The sequence below is a fragment of the Hymenobacter terricola genome (genome assembly GCF_017921975.2).
GTDB classification, from domain to species: Bacteria; Bacteroidota; Bacteroidia; order Cytophagales; family Hymenobacteraceae; genus Hymenobacter; species Hymenobacter terricola.
Genome location: NZ_JAGEMO020000018.1, coordinates 1 through 20,899, shown reverse-complemented (window position 1 = coordinate 20,899; position 20,899 = coordinate 1). Strand labels below are relative to the sequence as shown.

The following is a 20,899-nucleotide window of genomic DNA, read 5'->3' as shown; positions in this document are numbered from 1 at the left end:
TGGCCGGAAGTGCTATATATAAAATACGAGCATGAGGCGGTGAATTCCCTCATGCTTTTTGCGCCAAAAAACCTGTATATAGACCCTGATTAAGCTGAGCACTGGATTTGCGTAAAATAGGTTGGTGATTTGATGCAGTAGATTTGTCGATTATTCGCCAGCATAGGGCGATTGAGGGACTTGAGGCGGGCAGTTTTCTCCTTAGATTTACTGTCTCCACCTCAACCACCTTAAGTATGAAGATTTGTTACCACTGCCCGCCGGCCACCCAACGGCTGGCAACTAATTCCTCGTTTGGAAAAAAACTGGGCCGAATAGGAGCGGCATTGCTCCTGACGTGGGGCACGACCCTGGGCGCGAAGGCCCAGCAGTCGGCCCCGCAGTTCTTTCAGGCCAATGCCGAAGCCCGGACTGCCGCGGCCGCATCGCCCCTGTCCGAAGCCCTGTTTCACTCCCAGGCCCTGACCCTGGACGTGGCGGCCCTGCGCGCCGCCCTGGCCACCGCCCCTCTGGAAACCCGGGCCAACGCCGTTCCGCTGGTGCTGGCGCTGCCCCTGCCCAATGGCAGCACGGGCCGCTTTGCCGTGCGCGAGGCCCCGGTGATGGCCCCGGCCCTGGCCGCGCAGTTTCCGGACATTAAAACCTACGCCGGGGTGGGGCTCGACGATGCTTCGGCCTCGGTACGGCTCGACATTACGCAACTCGGCTTTCATGCCCAGGTGCTGACTGGCAACGGCAACAGCTTTTACATCGACCCCGTGACCCGGACCGATGCCCGGCACTACCTCGAATTCTATAGGAAAGACATGAACCGGGCCGCGGCCGGCACCCCGCCTTCCTGCGGTTTTGTGGCTACCGCTGCCGACGCCAAGGCCACTGCCCTGCGGCTGGCGACGGCGGCCCGCACCAGCGGCAGTACCGCCGCCCTGCTCAGCGGCCCGCAGCTGCGCACCTACCGCCTGGCCCTGGCCTGCACGCCCGAATACGCCGTCACGAAAGGCAACACCGTTGCCTCCGTAATGGCTGGCGAAGTAGCCACCGTGAACCGTGTGGTGGGGGTGTACGAAAAAGAGCTGGCCGTGCGCATGGTGCTGGTAGCCAATAACAACCAACTGATTTTCCTGAGAGGCATCGGCACGCAGCCTTCGCCGGTCTTCGACGACAGTAACACCAACAACGTGCTGCTGAGCCAGAACCAATCGAACATCGACCGCATCATCGGCACGGCCAACTACGATATCGGCCACGTGGTGAGCACCGGTGGCGGTGGGGTGGCCAGCTTGGGCGCTGTGTGCTCCAGCACCCGCAAGGCCCAGGGCGTAACTGGTTTACCGAACCCCGTGGGCGATGCCTTCGACATTGACTTCGTAGCCCACGAAATGGGCCACCAGTTTGCCGGCAATCATCCATTCAACGGGACGGGCGGTAACTGCGGCGGTGGCAACCGCAACGCCAGCACGGCCTGGGAGCCTGGCTCGGGCTCGACCATCATGGCTTATGCCGGCATCTGCGGCTCGGCCAATGACCTGCAACCCCATTCCGACCCCATCTTCCACACGGGCAACTACCAGGAAATGCAGGCTTTTATTGCCACCACTACCTGCGGCACTACCACCGCCACCGGCAACACGGCTCCCGTGGTAACCGCGCCGGCTAGTGGCAAAACCTTGCCCATCAGCACCCCCTTCAAGCTCACGGCTTCGGCTACCGACGCTGAAAATGACCCCCTGACCTATATGTGGGAAGAGTTGGACCTCGGCCCGGCCGGGTCGCCCACCGCCGCCCAGGCGGCTAATGATACGCCGCCGCTGTTCCGCTCCTTTGTGCCCAGCTTCGATGCCACCCGCTACTTCCCACGCCTGACCGACCTGGTGAACAACACCACCGTGCTCGGTGAGCGCCTGCCCACGGTGACGCGGACCCTCAAATTCCGGTGCACGGCCCGCGATACCCACAGCGGCGCGGCCGGTGTTATCGGCGGCGTAGACTACAGCGCTTTGGTGAACCTGAGCGTGAGCAGCACCGCCGGCCCATTTCTGGTAACAGCCCCCAACACGGCCGTGAGCTGGACGGGCGGCGCGGCCCAAACCGTGACCTGGGACGTAGCCGGCACCGATGTAGCCCCCGTGAGCTGCGCCACCGTGAACCTGCGCCTGAGCCTGGATGGTGGCCTGACGTACCCCGTGCTGCTGGCCGCCAACGTGCCCAACAATGGCACCGCCGCCGTAAACGCGCCCAACGTGACCACGGCCCAGGCCCGCGTGATGGTGGAATCTGCCGATAACTACTTCTTCGACGTCTCGAACGCAAACTTCACCATTGCTCCCGGCCCCGGTCCCGCCATCACCAGCTTCACGCCCGCGAGCGGGCCGGCAGGCACGGCCGTTACCATCACCGGTACCAACTTCACGGGTGCCACGGCCGTTAGCTTCAATGGCACGGCTGCCACTTTCACGGTGAGCTCGGCCACCAGCATCATCGCCACGGTGGCGGCGGGCTCCAGCACTGGCCTCATCGCGGTTACCACGCCCGCCGGCACGGCGGTATCGGCCACGCCGTTCCTGGTGGGCAGCCCGCCCACCATCACCAGCTTCACGCCCACCACCGGCCCGATAGGCAACACGGTGGTCATCACCGGCACGAACTTCACGGCGGCTACGCAGGTGGCTTTCAATGGCACGGGCGCACTGGCCTTCTCCATCAACTCGGCCACCCAGATTACCGTGACGGTGCCGGTCGGCGCTACCACGGGACCCATTGCCGTGACCACGCCGCTGGGCACGGGCACTTCGGCTACCGATTTTACGGTGCCTCCGGTGCCGATAATTACATCGTTCACGCCTACTTCGGGCCTCCCCGGCACGGTGGTGGTGCTCACGGGCAACTATTTCACGGGCGCTACCCAGGTCACGTTCAATGGCACGGTGGCCCCCGGATTCGTCGTGAACTCGGCCACCCAGATTACCGTGACCGTGCCCGCCGGCACCACCAGCGGCCTTATCACCGTGACAGCCCCCAATGGGGTGGGCGTCTCGACTACCCCGTTCGTCATTCTGGTGCCGGTTATTTCTTCCTTCACTCCAACCACGGGCCCGGTGGGCACGGTGGTGGTGCTCACGGGCAACTATTTCACGGGCGCTACCCAGGTCACGTTCAATGGCACGGTGGCCCCCGGATTCGTCGTGAACTCGGCCACCCAGATTACCGTGACCGTGCCCGCCGGCACCACCAGCGGCTTTATCACCGTGACAAGCGTCGGCGGAACTGGCACGTCGGCGGTCGCTTTCCTGTTGCCAATCCCCAACGACTTTTGTGCCAATGCGATTGCGCTAACTTGTGGCCAGAACGTGAGTGGCTCAACTCTTGGGGCTACTGACACCGGTGACCCGACCGGCAGCTGTACCGAAACCGTGGACGCAGGCGGCGTATTTTATTCCCTCGTCGGCACCGGCGCCAGCATCACCGTTGCTACTTGCAACGCCGGTACCAATTTCGATACCAAGCTGTTTGTGTATTCGGGCCCTTGCGGGGCCTACGTCTGCGTGGCCGGCAACGACGACGTAAACTGCGGGGCTGCCCAATACGCCTCTGCGGTGACGTTTGCTTCGGTGTACGGCACCCGTTACCTGGTTTTTGTGACTGGCTACCAGACATCGGCCGGCAATTTCGTGCTGAGCACAAACTGCGCCACGCCGCCACCAGCTCCCATCATTACCAGCCTGAACCCAACCAGCGGCCCGGCACTCACCAGCGTGACCATCACGGGTAGCAACTTCACGGCTGCCACGGCCGCTACGCTCAACGGATTGGCCGTTACTAACTTCACCGTGGTGAACGACAACACCATCACCTTCACCGTGCCCGCCACCGCCACCACTGGCGACGTGGTAGTGACCACGGCCGGCGGTATCCCCAGCAACGGGGTATTGTTCACCGTGACGGTGGTATCGGCCACGGCCAAAGCCAACCAGAGCGGGTTCAGCGTGTGGCCCAACCCGGTGGCGGGCAAAGGCACCATGCACATCTCCCTGACGGCTTCGGCCAGCAAAGCTTCGGTTACGCTGCGCAACGTGCTGGGCCAGACAGTAGGTACCCGTACCTTCAGCGGCACCACCACCGAACTGCCCACCACCAGCCTGGCCAGCGGCACCTACCTGCTCACCGTGCAGATGGACGGCCGCGCTCCGAGCATCCAGCGCGTGGTAGTGGAGTAAGGATGGATTTGGCCGGGAATGTCCTGGCTGGATAAGGAAAAGGCCCGCCGATTGGCGGGCCTTTTTTTGTGCAAGCGGCGCGGGCATTTAACCTCACCCTCTCTCCAAAAAAGAGGGGGCACCGGTCCTGTTCTTGGCTAACCTCTATGCACAAAAAGAGCCCAACGCATTCGCGCTGGGCTCTTTTCTTTCTTACTCCTTAGGCTGAACTGGTTCCCCCTCTTTTTTGGAGAGGGGGGCCGGGGTGAGGTTTCGTTAGGAGGCTACGCGGCCCGCATGTGGCGCAACGGCGACTTCTCGAACTTGCTGCGGCAGTAGCTCAGGTTAATCTGCAGCGCGTCCGAATCGGCTTCGGAAGGCATTTCGAACATGGCATCGGTCATGATGCTCTCGCAGATGGAGCGCAGGCCGCGCGCGCCGAGGCGGTATTCGTCGGCCTTCTCCACGATGTATTCCAGCGCATCTTCGGTGAAGCTGAGCTCGATGTTTTCCATGCCGAACAGGCGCTTGTACTGGCGCACGAGCGAGTTTTTGGGCTCGGTCAGAATCAGGCGGAGGGTGCTGCGGTCCAGCGGGTTGAGGTGGGTGAGGACGGGCAGGCGGCCAATCAGCTCGGGAATCAGGCCGAAGCTCTTGATGTCCTGAGCCGTCACGTAGCGCAGGAAGTTCTGGGTATCTACCTGCTCCTCAAGGTTCGTCTTGGCGAAGCCCATCGGCTTGGTGTTCAGGCGGCTCTTGATGATGCGGTCGAGGCCCGAGAACGCGCCGCCGCAGATGAAGAGGATGTTCTCGGTGTTCACCGAAATCATTTTTTGCTCGGGGTGCTTGCGGCCGCCCTGGGGCGGCACGTTGATGTTGGTGCCTTCGAGCAGCTTCAACAGCGCCTGCTGCACGCCCTCGCCGCTCACGTCGCGCGTGATGCTGGGGTTGTCGCTCTTGCGGGCAATTTTGTCGATTTCGTCGATGTACACGATGCCGCGCTCGGCGGCTTCAAGGTTGTAGTCAGCGGCCTGGAGCAGGCGGGTGAGGATGCTTTCCACGTCTTCGCCCACGTAGCCGGCCTCGGTGAGGACGGTCGCATCGGCGATGCAGAAGGGCACTTGCAGGATTTTGGCCAGCATGCGGGCCAGGAAAGTTTTGCCGGTGCCGGTTTCGCCCACCATGATGATGTTCGACTTTTCAATCTGCACCTCGTCCTCGGTGGGCTTCTGCATCAGGCGCTTGTAGTGGTTGTACACGGCCACGGCCATCACGCGCTTGGCTTCGTCCTGGCCAACTACATATTGGTCAAGATGTTCCTTGATGGCTTTGGGCTTGATGAGGTTGAACTTGGGCTGCTTGCTGGCATCCTGGGCTTTGGCCTCTTCGTCGAGAATGTGCTGGGCCTGGCCCACGCATTTCTCGCAGATGTGGGCGTTGATGCCCGAAATCATAACGGCAACTTCGCGCTTGCTCTTATTGCAAAAGGAACAGGATATTTCGGCCACGGAGGGAGGAATAGAATAGGGTGGGAGGGGCTGGCTTTCAGACAAGCGGGCTCAAAGGTACAACAAGCCCAACGTCTGCGGCCAGAAAAATGGTGCCGCCATCGAAGGCTAGCAATACGGCATTGCGCATATATCGCGTAGTTTTTCGGCAATTGCTGGTACGACGGAAGCTATTGCAATGTAGTTACTTGGTAACGGTACGCTGGTTCGATATGGTGAGAATACTGCTGAGGACGCTATTTATCGGCCGGTGGTTGCTTGCTGCCGGGGCTGCCGCGCAAACCCTGGCGTTGCGCGACTACACCCTGGCCAACGGCTTGCCGCAGACCAGGGTGTACGCCATGTGCCAGGACGGCCAGGGCCACTTGTGGGCCGGCACCCAGGGCGGGGTGTGTGTTCGACGGGCAAAAATTCCGCACCCTTTCCACCGTTCAGGGCCTGCCCGGTAATCACGTGAAAGACGTGGCCGCCGCCCCCGACGGCACCTTATGGATGGGGCACAACTACGGCGGCGTGTCCTTTGTTCGGCCCGATGAGCAGGTGCGGCGCTGCCGGCCGCGTGGGCTGGGCATCCCGGCCGGCGTGTATTGCGTGTTTCCGGCCACCAGCCAGACCATCTGGGTAGCCACGCTGGAAGCCGGCTTGTTCCGCCTGGACTGCGGCCCCGGGATACCATTGTTAGCCATTATGGCGTGGCGGAAGGCCTGTCCTCGCGCTCGGTGCGCCACGTGGCGGCCGGCCCTGCCGGCCGGGTGTGGGTGAGCACGGGCATGGGACTGACCCTGCTGAACCCGCGCGCGGGACCGGCCCCGGTGCTGCCGCCGGAAGTGCAGCACGTGGCCATCAACCACTTCCAACGGGTGAATGACACGCTGCTGTGGTGCGCCACGGCCCAGGGCCTGGTGCGCCTGAGTGGGACCGGCACCGCGGCCCGGCCCTGGCGGGCCCGGCGCTACGGCGTGGCCAAAGGCCTGTGCGCCATCCCGGTGATGCGGGTGGTGCAGGACCGCGCCGGCAACGTGTGGTCCACCACGGCCGGCCTCAGCCAATTGCCGGCGGGGGCCAGCCACTTCCGCTGCCGGGCCAGCCGCAGCTTTCTCGACAGCAACGAAAACAACGACCGGCTCAAAGACCGCGAGGGCAACATCTGGTTTGTGCACGACCAGGGCATTGCGCAACACCCCACCGATGAGCGGTTTGAGCAGTGCGGCAAGCCCGAGGGAATTCCGGATAATGAAGTGCTGGCAGTGCCGGCCGTGGGCGCCGGCCGCTACTGGGTGGGCACCCGCGCTGGGCTGGTGGAACTGCAGCCGGGCCCGCCGGGCGGGCCGCAGTGCCGGCCCGTGCCGCTGCGGCCGGGCAAGGCCAGCCACTACATCCGCTGCCTCTGCCGCGACCAGCACGGCAACAACTGGGTGGGCAGCGAAAATGGGATGGCCCGCTACACCCCCGCCACCGGCCACCGGACCTATTTCGACCAGGTGCCCGGCGTGGCGGGGCACAATGTGGTGAGTATTGCCGAAGATCGGCACGGCTGGGTGTGGCTGGTGACCCCGGGCTTCGGCCTGACGGTGTTCGACCCGGCCACGAACCGGTTCAAAACCTTCACCACCAAGCACAATGGGTTGATTTCGGACGTGTTCTGGCAGGTGTTTCGGGACCACGCGGGTGGGCTGTGGCTGGCCAGCGACGACCACGGCCTGATTCGGGTTGATACCGAACACGACACGTTCCAACGCGTAGACGGGCAGGCCAAAACCCTGAGCGTGGGCTCGATATCGGAAGAAAAAGCCGGGCAGCTGTGGCTGGGCACCATTGGGCAGGGCGTGTTGAGCTACTCCCCCGGCACCGGCCGCACGCACGCCTTCGGCCCCGAAGTGGGGCTGCAATCCAGCAACCCCTACTTCGTGCAGTGCGACGAAGTGGGGCAGGTGTGGGTGGGCACCAACCGCGGCCTCGATTGCTTCTACCCGCTCCGGGGCCAGACCGTGAGCTACGGCTTGCACGAAGGCTTTATGGGCCAGGAGGCCAACCAAAATTCCGTGCTCCTGGAGCCCGGCGGCCGGCTGTGGGTGGGCACCGTGAACGGCCTGATGCACTACGACCCCGCCCGCGCCCAGTTCAACCGCGTGGCCCCGCTCACCCAGCTCACCGGCCTGCGCATCTTCCTCAAAGACACGGCTATTGCGCCGGGCATGGCGCTGCCCGCCCGGCTCAATCACCTCACGTTCGACTACGTGGGGGTGAACCTGACCAACCCCGAGAAAGTGCTGTACCAATACCGGCTGCGGGGCTTCGAGCAGACCTGGGCCGGGCCCCTCACGGCCACTTCCGCCACCTATACCAACCTGGGGCCGGGCAGCTACACGTTCGAAGTGAAAGCCGCCAACGAAGCAGGCGTGTGGAGCGCCCGCCCGGCCACGTTTTCCTTCAGTATTCGACCGCCGTGGTGGCGCACCTGGTGGGCTACGTGCTGTATAGCTGCGGGTTTGGGCTGATTATTTACGGCGTGCGGGCCTACACCAAGGTGCGCGAGCGCGACCGGGCCAACCGCCAGCTCGAACAACAAGCCTTGCTTCACTTGCAGGAAATGGACCGGGTGAAAACCAACTTCTTCACCAACATCAGCCACGAGCTGCGTACCCCGCTCACCCTCATTCTGGGGCCGGCCGAAGTGCTGGCCACCGAACCGGCCGACCCCGCCGTGCGCCAGCAGGGCAGCCTGGTGCTGCGAAGCGCGCACAAGCTGCTCACGCTCATCAACCAACTCCTCGATTTGAGCAAGCTGGAAGCCGGGGCGCTGCGCCTGCTGCCCGCTTCCGGCGATGCGGCGGCCACCGCGCGGCAGCTGGTGGTGTCGTTTTCCTCCCTCGCCGAAAGCCGCCAGATTATGCTGTACTGCGAAACCCCCTGGGACCTCGTGCTGCTGGTGTTCGATGCCGGCAAGCTGAAGGAAATCCTCACCAACCTGCTGGCTAATGCCCTGCGCTTCACCCCGGCCGGCGGCATGGTCACCGTTACCGTGGCGGAGCTGCCGCCGGTGGCGGCCACCTCGGCGGGCGGCGTGGCTGTTGCCGTGCGCGACACCGGTTCGGGCATCGATGCCGAAGAATTGCTGCACCTCTTCGACCGGTTTTACCAGGCCAATGACGCCGGTGCCGATGGCCAGCGCACCGGCATCGGCCTGGCGCTGGTGCGCGAGCTGGCCGCCCTGCACGGCGGCACCGTGGCCGTGGCCAGCGAGCCGGGCCTGGGCGCCACCTTCACGGTGCAGCTGCCGCGCGGGCTGCGGGCGGTGGCGAGCGGCGTAGCAGTGAGCGCTGCTCCCTCCTTTATCAAACGCACGCATGCGCCGGAAAGCATCAGCGGCGGTGTGGTTTCGGAGCTGAGCGCCCGGAGCGGATGCCGATATCGTGCTTGTTATTGAGGATAATGACGAGGTTCGCGAATTTATTCGGGCCACGCTGGCCCCGGCCGGCTACCGTCTGCTGCTGGCCGCCGATGGCTACGTCGGCGTGGCCCTGGCCCAGGCCGAAGTGCCTGCTACGATTTGGGCGACGGCGACAAGTGGAAGTACACCGACGTGATTGTGATGGTGCGCGGCGCGCTTCACTACCCCGTGTCCGACAAGTTTGATGCCTATGGCGGAGTGGGCCTGGGCATGCGGTACGCCGGGGTTTCCTTCGAAGGCAACTCCCTGGGCACGGCCAGCTCCACCGCCGTCACGTCAGGCCTGTTTGTGGGCGGCCGCTACTTTTTTGCCCAGAATATCGGGGCTTTCGCCGAGCTCGGCTACGACCAGAGCTACCGGAAAATCGGCCTCACGGCCAAATTCTGAGCCGCTTAGCCCCGGGCGGGCCACCAACCAAGACTTTCTGATTCCTTCAATTCCCCTTTCTGCACTCACTATGGAACTGCAATCTCAACATCTGGAACTGGTCTTTTCGTCCTCAACTATAACGCCTCATCTGGCGAAAGGGTGGGTTTTCACGGCTATACCGGTACTTCCGCCGCGCCCAGCCGGGCCTAGCTCCGCGCCGGTTCGGCTCCGCATGGCCGTGATTGGTGCCTGACCAGCAGCACCGCCCCCGCCCACTACTTCGGTACCATTAGCCAGCTGCCAGTGCAGAATGGTTCTACCGGCTGCTGTGCGTGAGGTGTTTTAAATTATTTATCTTAATAAATAATTTTTCCGCATCGTACTGCCATGTGTGTGCTTACTTTCAATCAATCCAACCTCTTCACCAAAACCACGGTTGCTATGAGAACGATTTTATTGGGCCTGCTAGCCCTGACCGTTACCGCCGCCTCGCTTCCGGCTTGGGCGCAAAACCTGCCGGCTACGCCCAAGCGCCCCGTCACCGACACCTACTTCGGCAAGACCGTGGTGGATAATTACCGCTGGCTCGAAGACACGAAAAGCCCCGAGGTGCAGGCGTGGTTCAAAGCCCAGGGCGACTATACCGTGCAGACCCTCGACCAGATTCCGGGCCGCGACCAGCTCATCAAAACCTTCGAGGACTACGACAAGCTGCTGGCCGTGCGCTACGGCGAAATCAAGCGGCGCGGCACCCGCTACTTCTACCGCAAAACCTTGCCCAGCGAGAAAGTGGGCAAGCTGTACGTACGCGAGAGCAAAACCGGCCCCGAAAAGCTCCTCTTCGACCCCCTGACGCTGGCCACCGACAAGCAGAAAAGCTATGCCATGACGGCCTTCACGCCCAGCCCCAACGGCCAGCTGGTGGTCATCGGCTTGCAGGAAGGCGGGGCCGAACTGTCGACCCTGCGCACCATGACGGTGGCTACCAAAGCGTTTCGCCCCGAAACCATTCCGGCAGTATTCGGCGGCTCGGTCGACTGGCTGCCCGACAACAGCGGCTTCCTCTACACCCCGCAAAACTCGAACGACCCCAAAGACCCCCAGGGCAACCTCAACACCAAAGCCCGGCTGCACCGCCTCGGCAGCTCGCCCAAGGCCGACCCCGAGTTGTTTTCGCGGACTAAAAACCCAAACATGGGCATCCGCCCCGACCAATATCCCATCCTGTATTTCTCCAACGACTACACCCAGCTGTACGGGGAGCTAAGCTCGGTTGACCGCCGCGCCAATGCCTGGTTTGCCGCGCCGGCCGACCTTGGCAAGCCCACCATTACCTGGAAGCGCCTGGCCGCGCCCACCGACAGCGTGTACAGCTACCTCAAAATAGGCAGCCGGCTCTACCTGCACAGCGTGAAAGGGGCGCCCAACGGCCGGGTTCTGGTTACCGACGCGGCCGCGCCCAACCCCGCCACCGCCAAAGTGCTGCTACCCGAAGGCGCACAGAATATCACCCGCCTGACGTCGACCAAAGATTACCTGTTCGTGACTCTGAGCGACGGCATCAACGAGCACCTCCGGCAGTACGACCCCCGCACCCAGCAGTGGGCCGATGTGCCGGTGCCCACCCGCGGCACGGTAGGCATCGAACCCTATAACCCATCCGAGAACAACGACGCGCTGGTCTACGTGACTTCCTGGAACGACCCTGGCAAGCTGTACGACTACAACCCCACCGGCCAGAAGCTGACCATCAGCCCCTTCTACGTGCCCATGAACTATCCCGGTGTGGCCGACCTGGTGGTGGTGGAGCTGGAAGTGCCGAGCCACGACGGCACGATGGTGCCGCTCTCGCTCATTTACCGCAAAGGCCTGAGAAAAGATGGCAACGCGGTATGCCTGATGAACGGCTACGGGGCCTACGGCATATCGGCCACTCCGTACTTTAGCCGGCAAAACCTGGCCCTGCTCAACCAAGGCATTATTATAGCCCAAACCCACCCTCGTGGCGGTTCCGAAAAAGGCGATAAGTGGTACCGTGCCGGCTACCAGACCACCAAGCCCAACACCTGGAAAGACTTCATTGCCTGCGGCGACTACCTCGTGAAGAACCAGTACACCAGCCCCCAGCACCTCATCGGCATGGGCACCAGCGCGGGCGGCGTCCTCATCGGCCGGGCCATCACCGAGCGGCCCGATTTATTCGCGGCGGCCATCAGCAACGTGAGCTGCTCCAATGCCTTACGGTTTGAAAACACTCCCAACGGCCCCGTCAATGCCCCCGAGTTCGGCACCGTGAAAGACTCGGTGCAGTGCATGGGCCTCTACGAAATGGACGCCTTCCAACACGTTGTGCCTGGCACCAAGTACCCCGCCGTCATTTGCGTGGGCGGCATGAATGACCCGCGCGTAATCGTCTGGCAGCCGGGCAAGCTTGCTGCCGCCCTGCAAGCCGCCAGCACTTCGGGCAAGCCCGTGCTCATGCAAGTCAACTACGACAACGGCCACTTCACCGAAGACAAAAAAGTAGCCTTCCGCAACTTTGCCAACATGTACGCTTTCGGCCTCTGGCAAGCCGGCCACCCCGCCTTCCAACCCACCGCCACCGCCGTGAAGTAAAGCTGTTCAAAGGGCTATGCAAAAACAAAAAACGCTCCTGCTGAACCAGCAGGAGCGTTTTTGCTAAACAATTAATCCGTGAAATCCGGAAACTCCGGCTAAATCCGTGATTAGGCTTTCTTCTTCTCGAGCACCTCGTCAATCAGGCCGTATTCTTTGGCCTCATCGGCGCGCATCCAGTAGTCGCGGTCCGAATTGTCGTGGATTTCCTGGTAGGTTTTGCCGGTGTGCTGCGCCAGAATGTCATACAGCTCCTTCTTCAGTTTCAGGATTTCACGAGCTGTGATTTCGATATCTGACGACTGCCCCTGCGCACCACCCGACGGCTGGTGAATCATCACGCGGGCGTGGGGGAGGGCCGAGCGCTTGTTGGCCGCGCCGCCCGCCAGCAACACCGCGCCCATCGAAGCCGCGAGGCCGGTGCAAATCGTGGCCACGTCGGGGTTCACGTACTGCATGGTGTCGTAAATGCCCAAACCGGCATACACCGAGCCACCGGGCGAGTTGATGTACAGCAGTATGTCTTTTTTGGCATCAGCCGATTCCAGGAACAGCATTTGGGCCGTCAGGATGTTGGCGATGTAGTCGTCCACGGCCGTGCCCAGGAACACAATCCGGTCCATGATGAGGCGCGAAAACACGTCGATTTCCCGGAAGTTCTGCGGACGCTCCTCGATAACCGAGCGGGTCATGTTGTTCACATACGGCCGGGCAATGCCTTCCATGTGGCTCAAATACTGGTCCACGCCCAGCCCGTTGAGCCCCTGGCCCTTCACGGCAAACTTGCGAAACTCCTGCTTATTCAGTAATGGATTCATTGGAGAAAAATGTGGTGCGGGCAAAAGCCTGCACGGGTGAGGTTAGAAAGACGAACGAAGTAAACGAATGTTGGCGAAACCCCAACAAAAAAGCCCTTACTCGTCAAAGTAAGGGCTTTTCCAAAAATCGGGCTGCTTAGCAATTAGCTGTGCAGGGTCCGGAATTCTTCGGCCGTTACGGGCTTATCCGTAACAACAACTTTGCCGCGCAGGTTTTCCAGCACTTTCTCTGCCAGAATGGCCTCGTACTCGCTCACGTAGTTTTTGCCGTTCTCCTGCTTGAGGAAGCTGTCGGCGTAGCTGCGCATCGATTCGCGCATCTCGTCGGGCATGTTCGGCATGTTGAACTGGCCCATGATTTTATCGAGCGTGCGGTTCACAATCTCCTCGTTGCTCACTTGCAGGCCGGCGTCTTCCACCACCTTGTTGCGAATCATGCTCCACTTCAGCTCCTTCTCGTAGTCGTTGTAGTGCTCTTCCACCTTCTCGGGGGTCAGTTTGCCTTCGTTGGCCCGCACCAGCCACTTCTTGAAAAACTCCGTGGGCACCTTGATGTCCACTGTGTTCACCAGGTTTTCCACGATGCTGTTGTTCAGCGCGCCGTCGCTCTCGCGGTCGTAGTTCGACTGAATCGTCTCGCGCACTTTGGCATCAAACTCTTCCTGCGAAGAAACTGTCTCCGGGCCGAATACTTTGTCGAATAGCTCCTGGTTGAATTCGGGGGCCGCCGTGCGGTTCACTTTCTCCACGTTCAGCACGTAGTCGCCGGTGGCCTCCGCGGCTTCCGTCTTGCTCAGGCCCGAGAAGTTCGAAATCGACGCCGCGTCGTTGCCGAAAGCCGCTTGCAGGTCGAACGTAATCGAGTCGCCCGCTTTTTTGCCCACGAACTGCGCCACGTCGCCGGTTACCTTATTAATAGGCAGCAACACCGTGCGGCCTTCGCCTTCTTCGTCGGCCTTTTTCAGCTTGCCGAAGAGGTAGTCGCCCGCTTCCGATTCCTCGGGGTTGGTCGTCTCGCCGTACTGCCGGGCAATCTGCTCGTTGGTCTGGGCCAGCGTCTCCTCGTCGATGGTCACCTGGTGGCGCTCCACGTTCAGCGCACCCTCGGCGGGCAGGCTGAAGTCGGGCAGCAGGCCCAGCTCAAACGAGAAATCGAAGTCCTTGTCGGTGTCGAAATCCACGTTGCTCGGCACGGGCAGCGGCTCGCCCAGCAGCTTGATGTTGTTCTCCTTGATATAGGAGTCCACGGCCTTGCCCAGCATTTTGTTGATTTCCTCGGCCAGAATGCCTTTGCCGTACATTTTGCGCACCATGCCCACGGGCACCATGCCGGGCCGGAAGCCCTTCACCTGCGCGCGCTTGGTGTACTCTTTGATTTGCTTGTCGACGGTGGGCGTGTAGTCGGCTTCGGTCAGGTGTACGGTCAGCAGCCCGGTCAGCTGCTCGTCGTTCTTGTCGAGGGTAATGTTCAAAACAGGGAGCCCGCTTCCGCTGGCCAGGTTGAAAGGTTGAAAAAAAAGCCTCCAGCCTATACGACTGAAGGCCTACATCAAATGAAAGTGCGGATAGAGGGACTCGAACCCACACGCCTTGCGGCACCAGATCCTAAGTCTGGCACGTCTACCAATTTCGCCATATCCGCGTGCTCTTTCCCATGGGCCGTTTGCTATGGGCCCGCAAAGGTACTCGCTAAATCCATTGTGTGCAAAGCCTGGCAACAACTAGCCTTGGTAGGGCGCCGCGGGCCACCTTTTCTCGCCTTGCGTTGTTACTTTACCTATTATGCCTCCCGTTATCTCTCCCGAAGCCGAACGCCAGGAAATCCTGCGCCACTACCGCCGCCTGTTGCGCACGGCCAAGCCGTACCTGAAGGACGGGGACCCCAAGCTTATCAAAAAAGCCTTCAACCAGAGCCTGGAGGCCCATAAGGAGATGCGACGCAAGTCGGGCGAGCCGTATATCCTGCATCCGCTGGCCGTGGCGCAGATTGCGGTGGAGGAAATTGGGCTGGGCACAACCAGCATTGTGGCGGCGCTGCTGCACGATGTGGTGGAGGACACCCCTACTGAAATCTCGGATATTGAGCGCGAGTTCGGGACCAAAGTTGCCCGGATTATTGATGGGCTGACGAAAATTTCCGGCGTTTTTGAGTACGGCACGAGCGAGCAGGCGGAGAATTTCCGCAAGATGCTGCTCACGTTGAGCGAGGACGTGCGCGTGATTCTTATCAAAATTGCGGACCGCCTGCACAACATGCGGACCCTGGATTCGATGCCGCGCCACAAGCAGCTGAAAATTGCTTCGGAAACGCTCTATCTATACGCGCCGCTGGCCCACCGGCTTGGGCTCTATACTATAAAGAGTGAGCTGGAGGATTTGTACCTGAAATTCACCGATACGGAGACGTACAACGAAATCAAGGCCAAGGTGCGGCAGAGTCAGGCGACGCGCAACCGCTTTATCAAGGAGTTTGTGCAGCCCATTGATGAGGAACTGAAGGCACAGGGCTTCGATTACGAAATCAAGGGCCGGCCGAAAAGCATTTATTCCATCCTTAAGAAAATCAAGAAGCAGAACATCACCTTCGATGAGGTGTATGATTTGTTCGCCATTCGGGTGATTCTGGATGTGCCGCCGGAGCAGGAAAAAGCGGCTTGCTGGCAGGTATATAGCATTGTGACGGATTTCTACCAGCCAAACCCGGACCGCCTGCGCGACTGGGTGTCGACGCCCAAGGCCAATGGCTACGAAAGCCTGCACACCACCGTCATGTCGCGCGCCGGGCAGTGGGTGGAGGTGCAAATCCGTTCGCGCCGCATGGACGACATCGCCGAGAAGGGCTACGCCGCGCACTGGAAGTATAAAGATACCGGCAGCCTCCAGCCCGAAAGCTCGCTCGAGGGCTGGGTGAACAAGGTGCGCGATATGCTGGAATCCAATAATTCCAGTGCGCTCGAATTCATGGACGAGTTTCGTCAGAACTTGTTCGTGAAGGAGGTCTACGCCTTTACGCCCAAGGGCAAGCTGGTTATTCTGCCAGATAAGGCGACGGCGCTGGACTTTGCGTTCGAAATCCATTCCGAAATCGGCCTGCACTGCCTCGGGGCCAAGGTCAATCAGAAGCTGGAACCGCTCAGCTACCAGCTCCACAACGGCGACCAGGTTGAAATCCTGACCTCGCACAAGCAGCGCCCCACGCAGGAGTGGTTGAATTACGTCATCACGACCAAGGCACGGTCCAGAATCAAAGATTTCCTGCGCGATGATAAGCGCGCCAAAGCCGAAGACGGCCGCTTCATCCTGGAAAAGCGCATGGAACTCATTAATGTGCCCAATACCCAGGAGAATTTCAACCGTCTGCTGGCCTATTTTAATGTGCCCAGCGCTCAGGATTTCTACTACCGCCTCGCGGTGGGGCAGGTTGATGGCCGCTCCATCCGGGAGTCGATTTTCAGTTCCGCTAAGCCTTTGCCGTCCGTGCTCGAGCCAAAAACGTTCGACAACGAGGTGCAGAAAATCCGTGGCGTGCGCCCCGATATGCTTGTCGTCGGCGAACACACCGACAAATTCAACTACAGCATTGCCCGCTGCTGCAACCCTATTCCCGGTGACGACGTGTTCGGCTTCGAAACCGACCAAGGCCTCATCATCCACCGCACCAGCTGCCACCGCGCCGTGGATTTAATGTCGAACTACGGCAACCGCATCGTGCGCGCCAAATGGACCGACCAGCTCGAACTGGCCTTCCTCGCCGGTATTCGCCTGAAGGGCTCCGACCGCGTGGGCATCGTCAACGACGTTACGCGCATCATCAGCACCAGCCTGAAGGTAAATATGCGTTCCATCACCGTCGACGCCAATGACGGCTTTTTCGAAGGCCAAATCATGGTATTTGTGAATGACACCGACCACTTGAATAAGCTCATTCAGCGGCTGAGTAAGGTGAATGGCGTGCTGCAAGTAGACCGGTTTGATTCATAGTCGTGAAAATTGTTGAACCCATCATCATTCACGGTGCCAAGGTGAATGAGCGCACCCAATGCGCCCACTATCACTCCGAGCGGGATATCATTGCCATTAAATTCAAGTGTTGCGAAGCCTTCTACGCCTGCATCGAATGCCACCACGAAACTGCCGGCCACGCGCCTGTGGTCTGGCCCAAATCGGGATTCCATACCGAAGCCATTTACTGCGGCAACTGCAAAAGCACACTCAGCATCGCCGGTTACTTGAGCTGCGACAATACATGCCCCGCCTGCCAGGCTGCCTTTAACCCCGGCTGCGCCAATCATTACCACCTCTATTTTGAGCGGTAAGAACCAAAAGCAGTTGTTGCTGCTTGTCTAGCCGTGGCTTCCCATCCTGCCCACTACACCTTTAGTATACCGTGAACACAACCCCAATAGCTTCTCACAAGCACTCAGGCCCGGCCGCTGAGCCAATTGATGAAACTGGGCAGGGGGTGGGCGGCTCTTCCGAAACGGGCTACGCTGCCAAGCACACCCCCAGCGCCGCCTCCCAGGCCATACTCAATACCGATAAGTTGGAGGAGGTCAAAAAACTCTTCACTGCTCACCTCGAGAACAAAGGCCTGCGCAAAACCAGCGAGCGGTATGCCATCCTCGAAGAAATCTACGCCCGCTCTGGTCACTTCGATGTTGAAGAACTCTACGCCGGCATGAAAGAACGCGGCCTGCAAGTGAGCCGCGCCACCGTGTATAACACCCTGGACCTCTTAGTGGAGCAAGGCCTCGTGAGCAAGCACCAGTTTGGCCGCAACCTTGCCCAGTACGAGAAAAGCTACGGCTACCGCCAGCACGACCACGTCATCTGCACCGAATGTCATAAGGTGGTGGAATTCTGCGACCCGCGCATCCATGGCATCCAGACCATGGTCGGTGACCTGCTGAACTTCCATATCTTGCACCATTCTTTGAATCTGTACGGCATCTGCGGCGACTGTCGCGCCCAGGCTGCCGCCCGTTCCGCCACCCCCGCATGACCACCACCAGCACCGTCCAAAACGGCATTCTCTTCGTTCGCCTCACCGGCGACCTCATCGGCAGCCCCGATACCGAACAACTCCTCCAGTCCGTCAACAGCCACCTCGGCGAAGACCTCAATCAATGCGCCGTTGACCTCTCCGAAATCCGCTACATCAACAGCACCGGCATCGGCGTCCTCGTTGCGCTCCTCACCAAATTCCGCAGTCGCGGCGGCGAAATGGTCCTCATCAACCCCGCCGACCATCCCAAGAAGATGCTGGCTGTCACGAAGCTAAACAATATCTTTACCGTATCCGCCGACGAGGCCGCCGCCCGCCAGCAACTCATCCCAGCCGCCCAATAAGGCGGCTGTTTTTTGTCATTCGTCATCCCGCACCCCCCGAGGGCTTTGGAACGATACTCCAACACGCCGTAATTATTTCTCCCAACGAAGGCAGCCAGCTAAGCACTTTCGCTGCTTTCAAAAACAACAACCCAGAGTACCATGCCCGTAGACGTATTAGTAGGCCTCCAATGGGGCGATGAAGGCAAAGGCAAAATCGTAGACGTCCTCGCGCCGACCTATGACGCCGTAGCCCGCTTCCAGGGCGGCCCCAACGCTGGCCACACCCTCACCTTCGACGGCATTAAGCACGTCCTGCACCAGGTGCCCAGCGGTATTTTTCATCCCCATATTCTGAACATTGTCGGCAACGGTGTCGTCCTCGACCCCATCGTCTTCCGCCAGGAACTCCAAAAGCTCACCGATAGGGGAGTAGACTGGGCTAAAAACCTCTACGTTTCCAAAAAAGCCCAGCTCATCCTCCCGTCGCACCGCGCCCTCGACCGCATCAGCGAGGAAGCCCGTGGGGGCTCTAAAATCGGCAGTACCCTCAAAGGCATTGGCCCCACTTATTCCGATAAAATTGGCCGCGTCGGCCTCCGCGTCGGCCACATCCTGCTGCCCGATTTTGAAATCCGTTATAAGGAAGCAGTTGCCCAGCACGCCTCGCTCGCTTTACACTATAATAAGGCGCTGGAAATCGAAGCGCTTGAAGCCGACTTCTTCTCCGCCGTCGAATTCCTCCGCACCCTCCAGCTCACCGATACCGAATACCTCCTCAACGACCTTCTCACTCAAGGCAAACGCATCCTCGCCGAAGGCGCCCAGGGTTCCTTATTAGACATCGACTTCGGCTCATATCCCTACGTCACCTCTTCCAGCACCATCGCCGCCGGCGCCTGCACCGGCCTCGGCATTGCCCCCCGTCATATAGATAAGGTATACGGCATCACCAAAGCGTACTGCACCCGCGTCGGCAGCGGCCCATTCCCCACCGAACTCCACGACGCCGTGGGCGAGCAAATCCGCCAGGCCGGCCGTGAGTTCGGTTCCACCACCGGCCGCCCCCGCCGCACCGGCTGGATAGACTTGCCTGCCCTCCGCTACGCCATCATGCTCAACGGCGTTACCGAACTTCACCTCATGAAAGCCGACGTCCTCGACACTTTCACCGAAATCCAGGCCTGCACTCACTACCGCACCGCCACTGGTGAAAGTACCCCCCGGCTTCCCGACCCCGGCGAACTCACCACCATTACTCCCGAATACGTCACCCTTCCCGGCTGGCACACCGACCTAACTGCCATTACCGACGCCGCTCAACTCCCTGCCAACCTTCAATCCTATCTCGATTTCCTGGAGCGTGAGCTCCAGGTTCCCATCCGCATTGTCAGCGTTGGCCCCGACAGAGTAAGTACTCTGCACCGCTAAGTCACCCGCCAGAGGCAAAAACAGGCAATCGAAGCTTAAAGGCTTCAACAGAAAAGCGCCGTGGTACAGCTTTCCCAGTGGGGTAGGGGCTTTACCACGGCACTTTTTTGCGAAAAAAAACCTCAAACCATTCACTTGCCCCGCCTGTCACAAAGGGGAATAGCTGTTGCCGTGTGCAACGGTAGAAGCTATGCCACCGGCATTTTCGGGAGAAACTACCGGCCAGTCCATGGCCAATAACCGAGCTGATTCATTCCCCAATCGACTTTGAAATGCGCTTTGTCAATATTAAAACAAATGCTGAGCTACTTTTTTTAATCCCAGCAATCAGCTACTTATAACCCTTTTCCAACTATTTAGTTGAATACCCCCTTGCCGCTGCCCAAAGTCCTTCTACCTTTGCAGTCCCAAAACGTCAAACGGACCATGGGTAGCCCTGAAACGCAAGCTTAAGGCAAAATCTGAAAAAGTGTGGAACTCAAGTGTTGATAGGCTTGTCCTATTATGCCGCGACGGAAAACAAGGACTGAAGATTTATTTTTCAAACAACTTGCAAAACCGAAAAAGGTCACCGTACCTTTGCACCCCCGCTTCAACAGGAGGCATCGAGAATTGAAAAGCGCAGCAAAAATATTCTAAAATTTTTTTCGCTTAAAACTTGTCGATTCAGAAAAATATTCTACCTTTGCACTCCCAAAACGAACAAAGCCAAACACGAAATGAGTTTAACGTTTTGAATAGCAACAAAATATCTGCCTCAATAGGAAGCAATTGAATTTGAAAACATCAACGAATTTTTTTAAAAAACGCGTTAGTGTTTATCGGGTAAAAAGAAGTTGGTATTTTTGCACTCCCATGACAATTAGTGCATTGCTTTATCAACATAAGGAGTTGAATCGCAACTCACACTGTTACTTCGAATGGAAGTAACACACGTTCTTTGAATGACGGAAACAAACAAAATAGTAAGTGTTTCACTTGTTATTTTTCTCTCGAGAAAAGGACACTGTGGAATAAACCAAGCGAAACGAATTAGACGATAACGTCAATATGTGAGCAAGGTCAGCACTCGACATCAGCCTATTTTCGAATAGGTGCAGGAATTTATACAATGGAGAGTTTGATCTTGGCTCAGGATGAACGCTAGCGGCAGGCCTAATACATGCAAGTCGAACGGTCTTTAGC

16 protein-coding genes, 1 tRNA gene and 1 rRNA gene are annotated in these 20,899 nt (G+C 59.6%); 14 read left to right on the top strand and 4 right to left on the bottom strand.

Annotated elements, in window-relative coordinates; genetic code table 11:
- Window positions 1-236: 236 nt before the first annotated feature.
- Window positions 237-4,214 (top strand): IPT/TIG domain-containing protein, encoded by a 3,978-nt coding sequence (locus J4G38_RS14270; protein ID WP_210518480.1) that lies wholly within the window; start codon window positions 237-239, stop codon window positions 4,212-4,214.
- Between the two features lie 263 nt (window positions 4,215-4,477).
- Here J4G38_RS14270 and clpX read toward each other — a convergent pair whose 3' ends face one another.
- Window positions 4,478-5,701 (bottom strand): ATP-dependent Clp protease ATP-binding subunit ClpX, encoded by a 1,224-nt coding sequence (clpX, locus tag J4G38_RS14265; RefSeq protein WP_210518478.1) that lies wholly within the window; start codon window positions 5,699-5,701, stop codon window positions 4,478-4,480.
- A gap of 89 nt (window positions 5,702-5,790) precedes the next feature.
- On the opposite strand from clpX, the gene J4G38_RS29175 reads away from it, so the two are divergent.
- The 7 genes from J4G38_RS29175 (at window position 5,791) to J4G38_RS14230 (ending at window position 12,137) form a co-directional block, all read left to right on the top strand.
- On the top strand, window positions 5,791-6,150 hold the full coding sequence (locus J4G38_RS29175; protein WP_394371041.1) for a two-component regulator propeller domain-containing protein: 360 nt from the start codon (window positions 5,791-5,793) through the stop codon (window positions 6,148-6,150).
- The gene (locus J4G38_RS14255; protein WP_226163428.1) at window positions 6,095-6,463 is read left to right on the top strand and encodes a two-component regulator propeller domain-containing protein; all 369 of its coding nucleotides are present in this window, start codon (window positions 6,095-6,097) and stop codon (window positions 6,461-6,463) included. The genes J4G38_RS29175 and J4G38_RS14255 overlap by 56 nt, the downstream gene beginning before the upstream one ends.
- The gene (locus J4G38_RS28985) at window positions 6,394-8,199 is read left to right on the top strand and encodes a ligand-binding sensor domain-containing protein (protein ID WP_210518472.1); all 1,806 of its coding nucleotides are present in this window, start codon (window positions 6,394-6,396) and stop codon (window positions 8,197-8,199) included. The genes J4G38_RS14255 and J4G38_RS28985 overlap by 70 nt, the downstream gene beginning before the upstream one ends.
- The gene (locus J4G38_RS14245) at window positions 8,148-9,128 is read left to right on the top strand and encodes a sensor histidine kinase (protein ID WP_210518469.1); all 981 of its coding nucleotides are present in this window, start codon (window positions 8,148-8,150) and stop codon (window positions 9,126-9,128) included. Before J4G38_RS28985 ends, J4G38_RS14245 begins: the two co-directional genes overlap by 52 nt.
- Window positions 9,115-9,288 (top strand): response regulator transcription factor, encoded by a 174-nt coding sequence (locus tag J4G38_RS14240; protein ID WP_210518467.1) that lies wholly within the window; start codon window positions 9,115-9,117, stop codon window positions 9,286-9,288. Before J4G38_RS14245 ends, J4G38_RS14240 begins: the two co-directional genes overlap by 14 nt.
- Window positions 9,252-9,539 (top strand): outer membrane beta-barrel protein, encoded by a 288-nt coding sequence (locus tag J4G38_RS14235; protein ID WP_210518465.1) that lies wholly within the window; start codon window positions 9,252-9,254, stop codon window positions 9,537-9,539. Before J4G38_RS14240 ends, J4G38_RS14235 begins: the two co-directional genes overlap by 37 nt.
- Window positions 9,540-9,962: 423 nt before the next feature.
- The gene (locus J4G38_RS14230; RefSeq protein ID WP_226163425.1) at window positions 9,963-12,137 is read left to right on the top strand and encodes a prolyl oligopeptidase family serine peptidase; all 2,175 of its coding nucleotides are present in this window, start codon (window positions 9,963-9,965) and stop codon (window positions 12,135-12,137) included.
- Window positions 12,138-12,247: 110 nt separating this feature from the next.
- On the opposite strand, the gene J4G38_RS14225 is transcribed toward J4G38_RS14230, so the two are convergent.
- The 3 genes from J4G38_RS14225 to J4G38_RS14215 form a co-directional block, all read right to left on the bottom strand.
- Entirely contained in the window at window positions 12,248-12,955 is a 708-nt protein-coding gene (locus J4G38_RS14225; RefSeq protein WP_317198203.1) for a ClpP family protease, read from the bottom strand.
- A gap of 143 nt (window positions 12,956-13,098) precedes the next feature.
- Window positions 13,099-14,427, bottom strand: a complete 1,329-nt coding sequence (gene tig / locus J4G38_RS14220; RefSeq protein ID WP_210518461.1) for a trigger factor — start codon at window positions 14,425-14,427, stop codon at window positions 13,099-13,101.
- Window positions 14,428-14,515: 88 nt separating this feature from the next.
- Window positions 14,516-14,597 (bottom strand) — tRNA-Leu (locus J4G38_RS14215).
- Between the two features lie 140 nt (window positions 14,598-14,737).
- Here J4G38_RS14215 and J4G38_RS14210 point away from each other — a divergent pair.
- From J4G38_RS14210 to J4G38_RS14185, 6 genes are all read left to right on the top strand, one after another.
- Window positions 14,738-16,936 carry a RelA/SpoT family protein gene (locus J4G38_RS14210; protein ID WP_210518459.1) on the top strand — a complete coding sequence of 733 codons (2,199 nt, stop codon included), beginning with the start codon at window positions 14,738-14,740 and terminating at the stop codon, window positions 16,934-16,936.
- A 2-nt stretch (window positions 16,937-16,938) separates the two neighbouring features.
- Window positions 16,939-17,271 (top strand): CHY zinc finger protein, encoded by a 333-nt coding sequence (locus J4G38_RS14205; RefSeq protein ID WP_226163423.1) that lies wholly within the window; start codon window positions 16,939-16,941, stop codon window positions 17,269-17,271.
- A 209-nt stretch (window positions 17,272-17,480) separates the two neighbouring features.
- On the top strand, window positions 17,481-17,957 hold the full coding sequence (locus J4G38_RS14200; RefSeq protein ID WP_210518744.1) for a Fur family transcriptional regulator: 477 nt from the start codon (window positions 17,481-17,483) through the stop codon (window positions 17,955-17,957).
- Window positions 17,954-18,304, top strand: coding sequence for an STAS domain-containing protein (locus J4G38_RS14195; protein ID WP_210518457.1), 351 nt, complete (start codon window positions 17,954-17,956; stop codon window positions 18,302-18,304). The genes J4G38_RS14200 and J4G38_RS14195 overlap by 4 nt, the downstream gene beginning before the upstream one ends.
- 141 nt (window positions 18,305-18,445) lie before the next feature.
- Window positions 18,446-19,714: an adenylosuccinate synthase gene (locus tag J4G38_RS14190; protein WP_210518455.1), complete on the top strand. Its 1,269-nt coding sequence runs from the start codon at window positions 18,446-18,448 to the stop codon at window positions 19,712-19,714.
- Window positions 19,715-20,822: 1,108 nt separating this feature from the next.
- Window positions 20,823-20,899: ribosomal RNA gene (locus J4G38_RS14185) — 16S ribosomal RNA — on the top strand; the annotation flags it as partial.

Bases quoted from the DNA above. Each gene is read 5' to 3' on its own strand.
- J4G38_RS14270 (WP_210518480.1), top strand. From the start codon at position 237: ATGAAGATTTGTTACCACTGCCCGCCGGCCACCCAACGGCTGGCAACT.
- J4G38_RS29175 (WP_394371041.1), top strand. From the start codon at position 5,791: ATGGTGCCGCCATCGAAGGCTAGCAATACGGCATTGCGCATATATCGC.
- J4G38_RS14230 (WP_226163425.1), top strand. From the start codon at position 9,963: ATGAGAACGATTTTATTGGGCCTGCTAGCCCTGACCGTTACCGCCGCC.
- J4G38_RS14225 (WP_317198203.1), bottom strand. From the start codon at position 12,955: ATGAATCCATTACTGAATAAGCAGGAGTTTCGCAAGTTTGCCGTGAAG.
- J4G38_RS14210 (WP_210518459.1), top strand. From the start codon at position 14,738: ATGCCTCCCGTTATCTCTCCCGAAGCCGAACGCCAGGAAATCCTGCGC.
- J4G38_RS14195 (WP_210518457.1), top strand. From the start codon at position 17,954: ATGACCACCACCAGCACCGTCCAAAACGGCATTCTCTTCGTTCGCCTC.
- J4G38_RS14190 (WP_210518455.1), top strand. From the start codon at position 18,446: ATGCCCGTAGACGTATTAGTAGGCCTCCAATGGGGCGATGAAGGCAAA.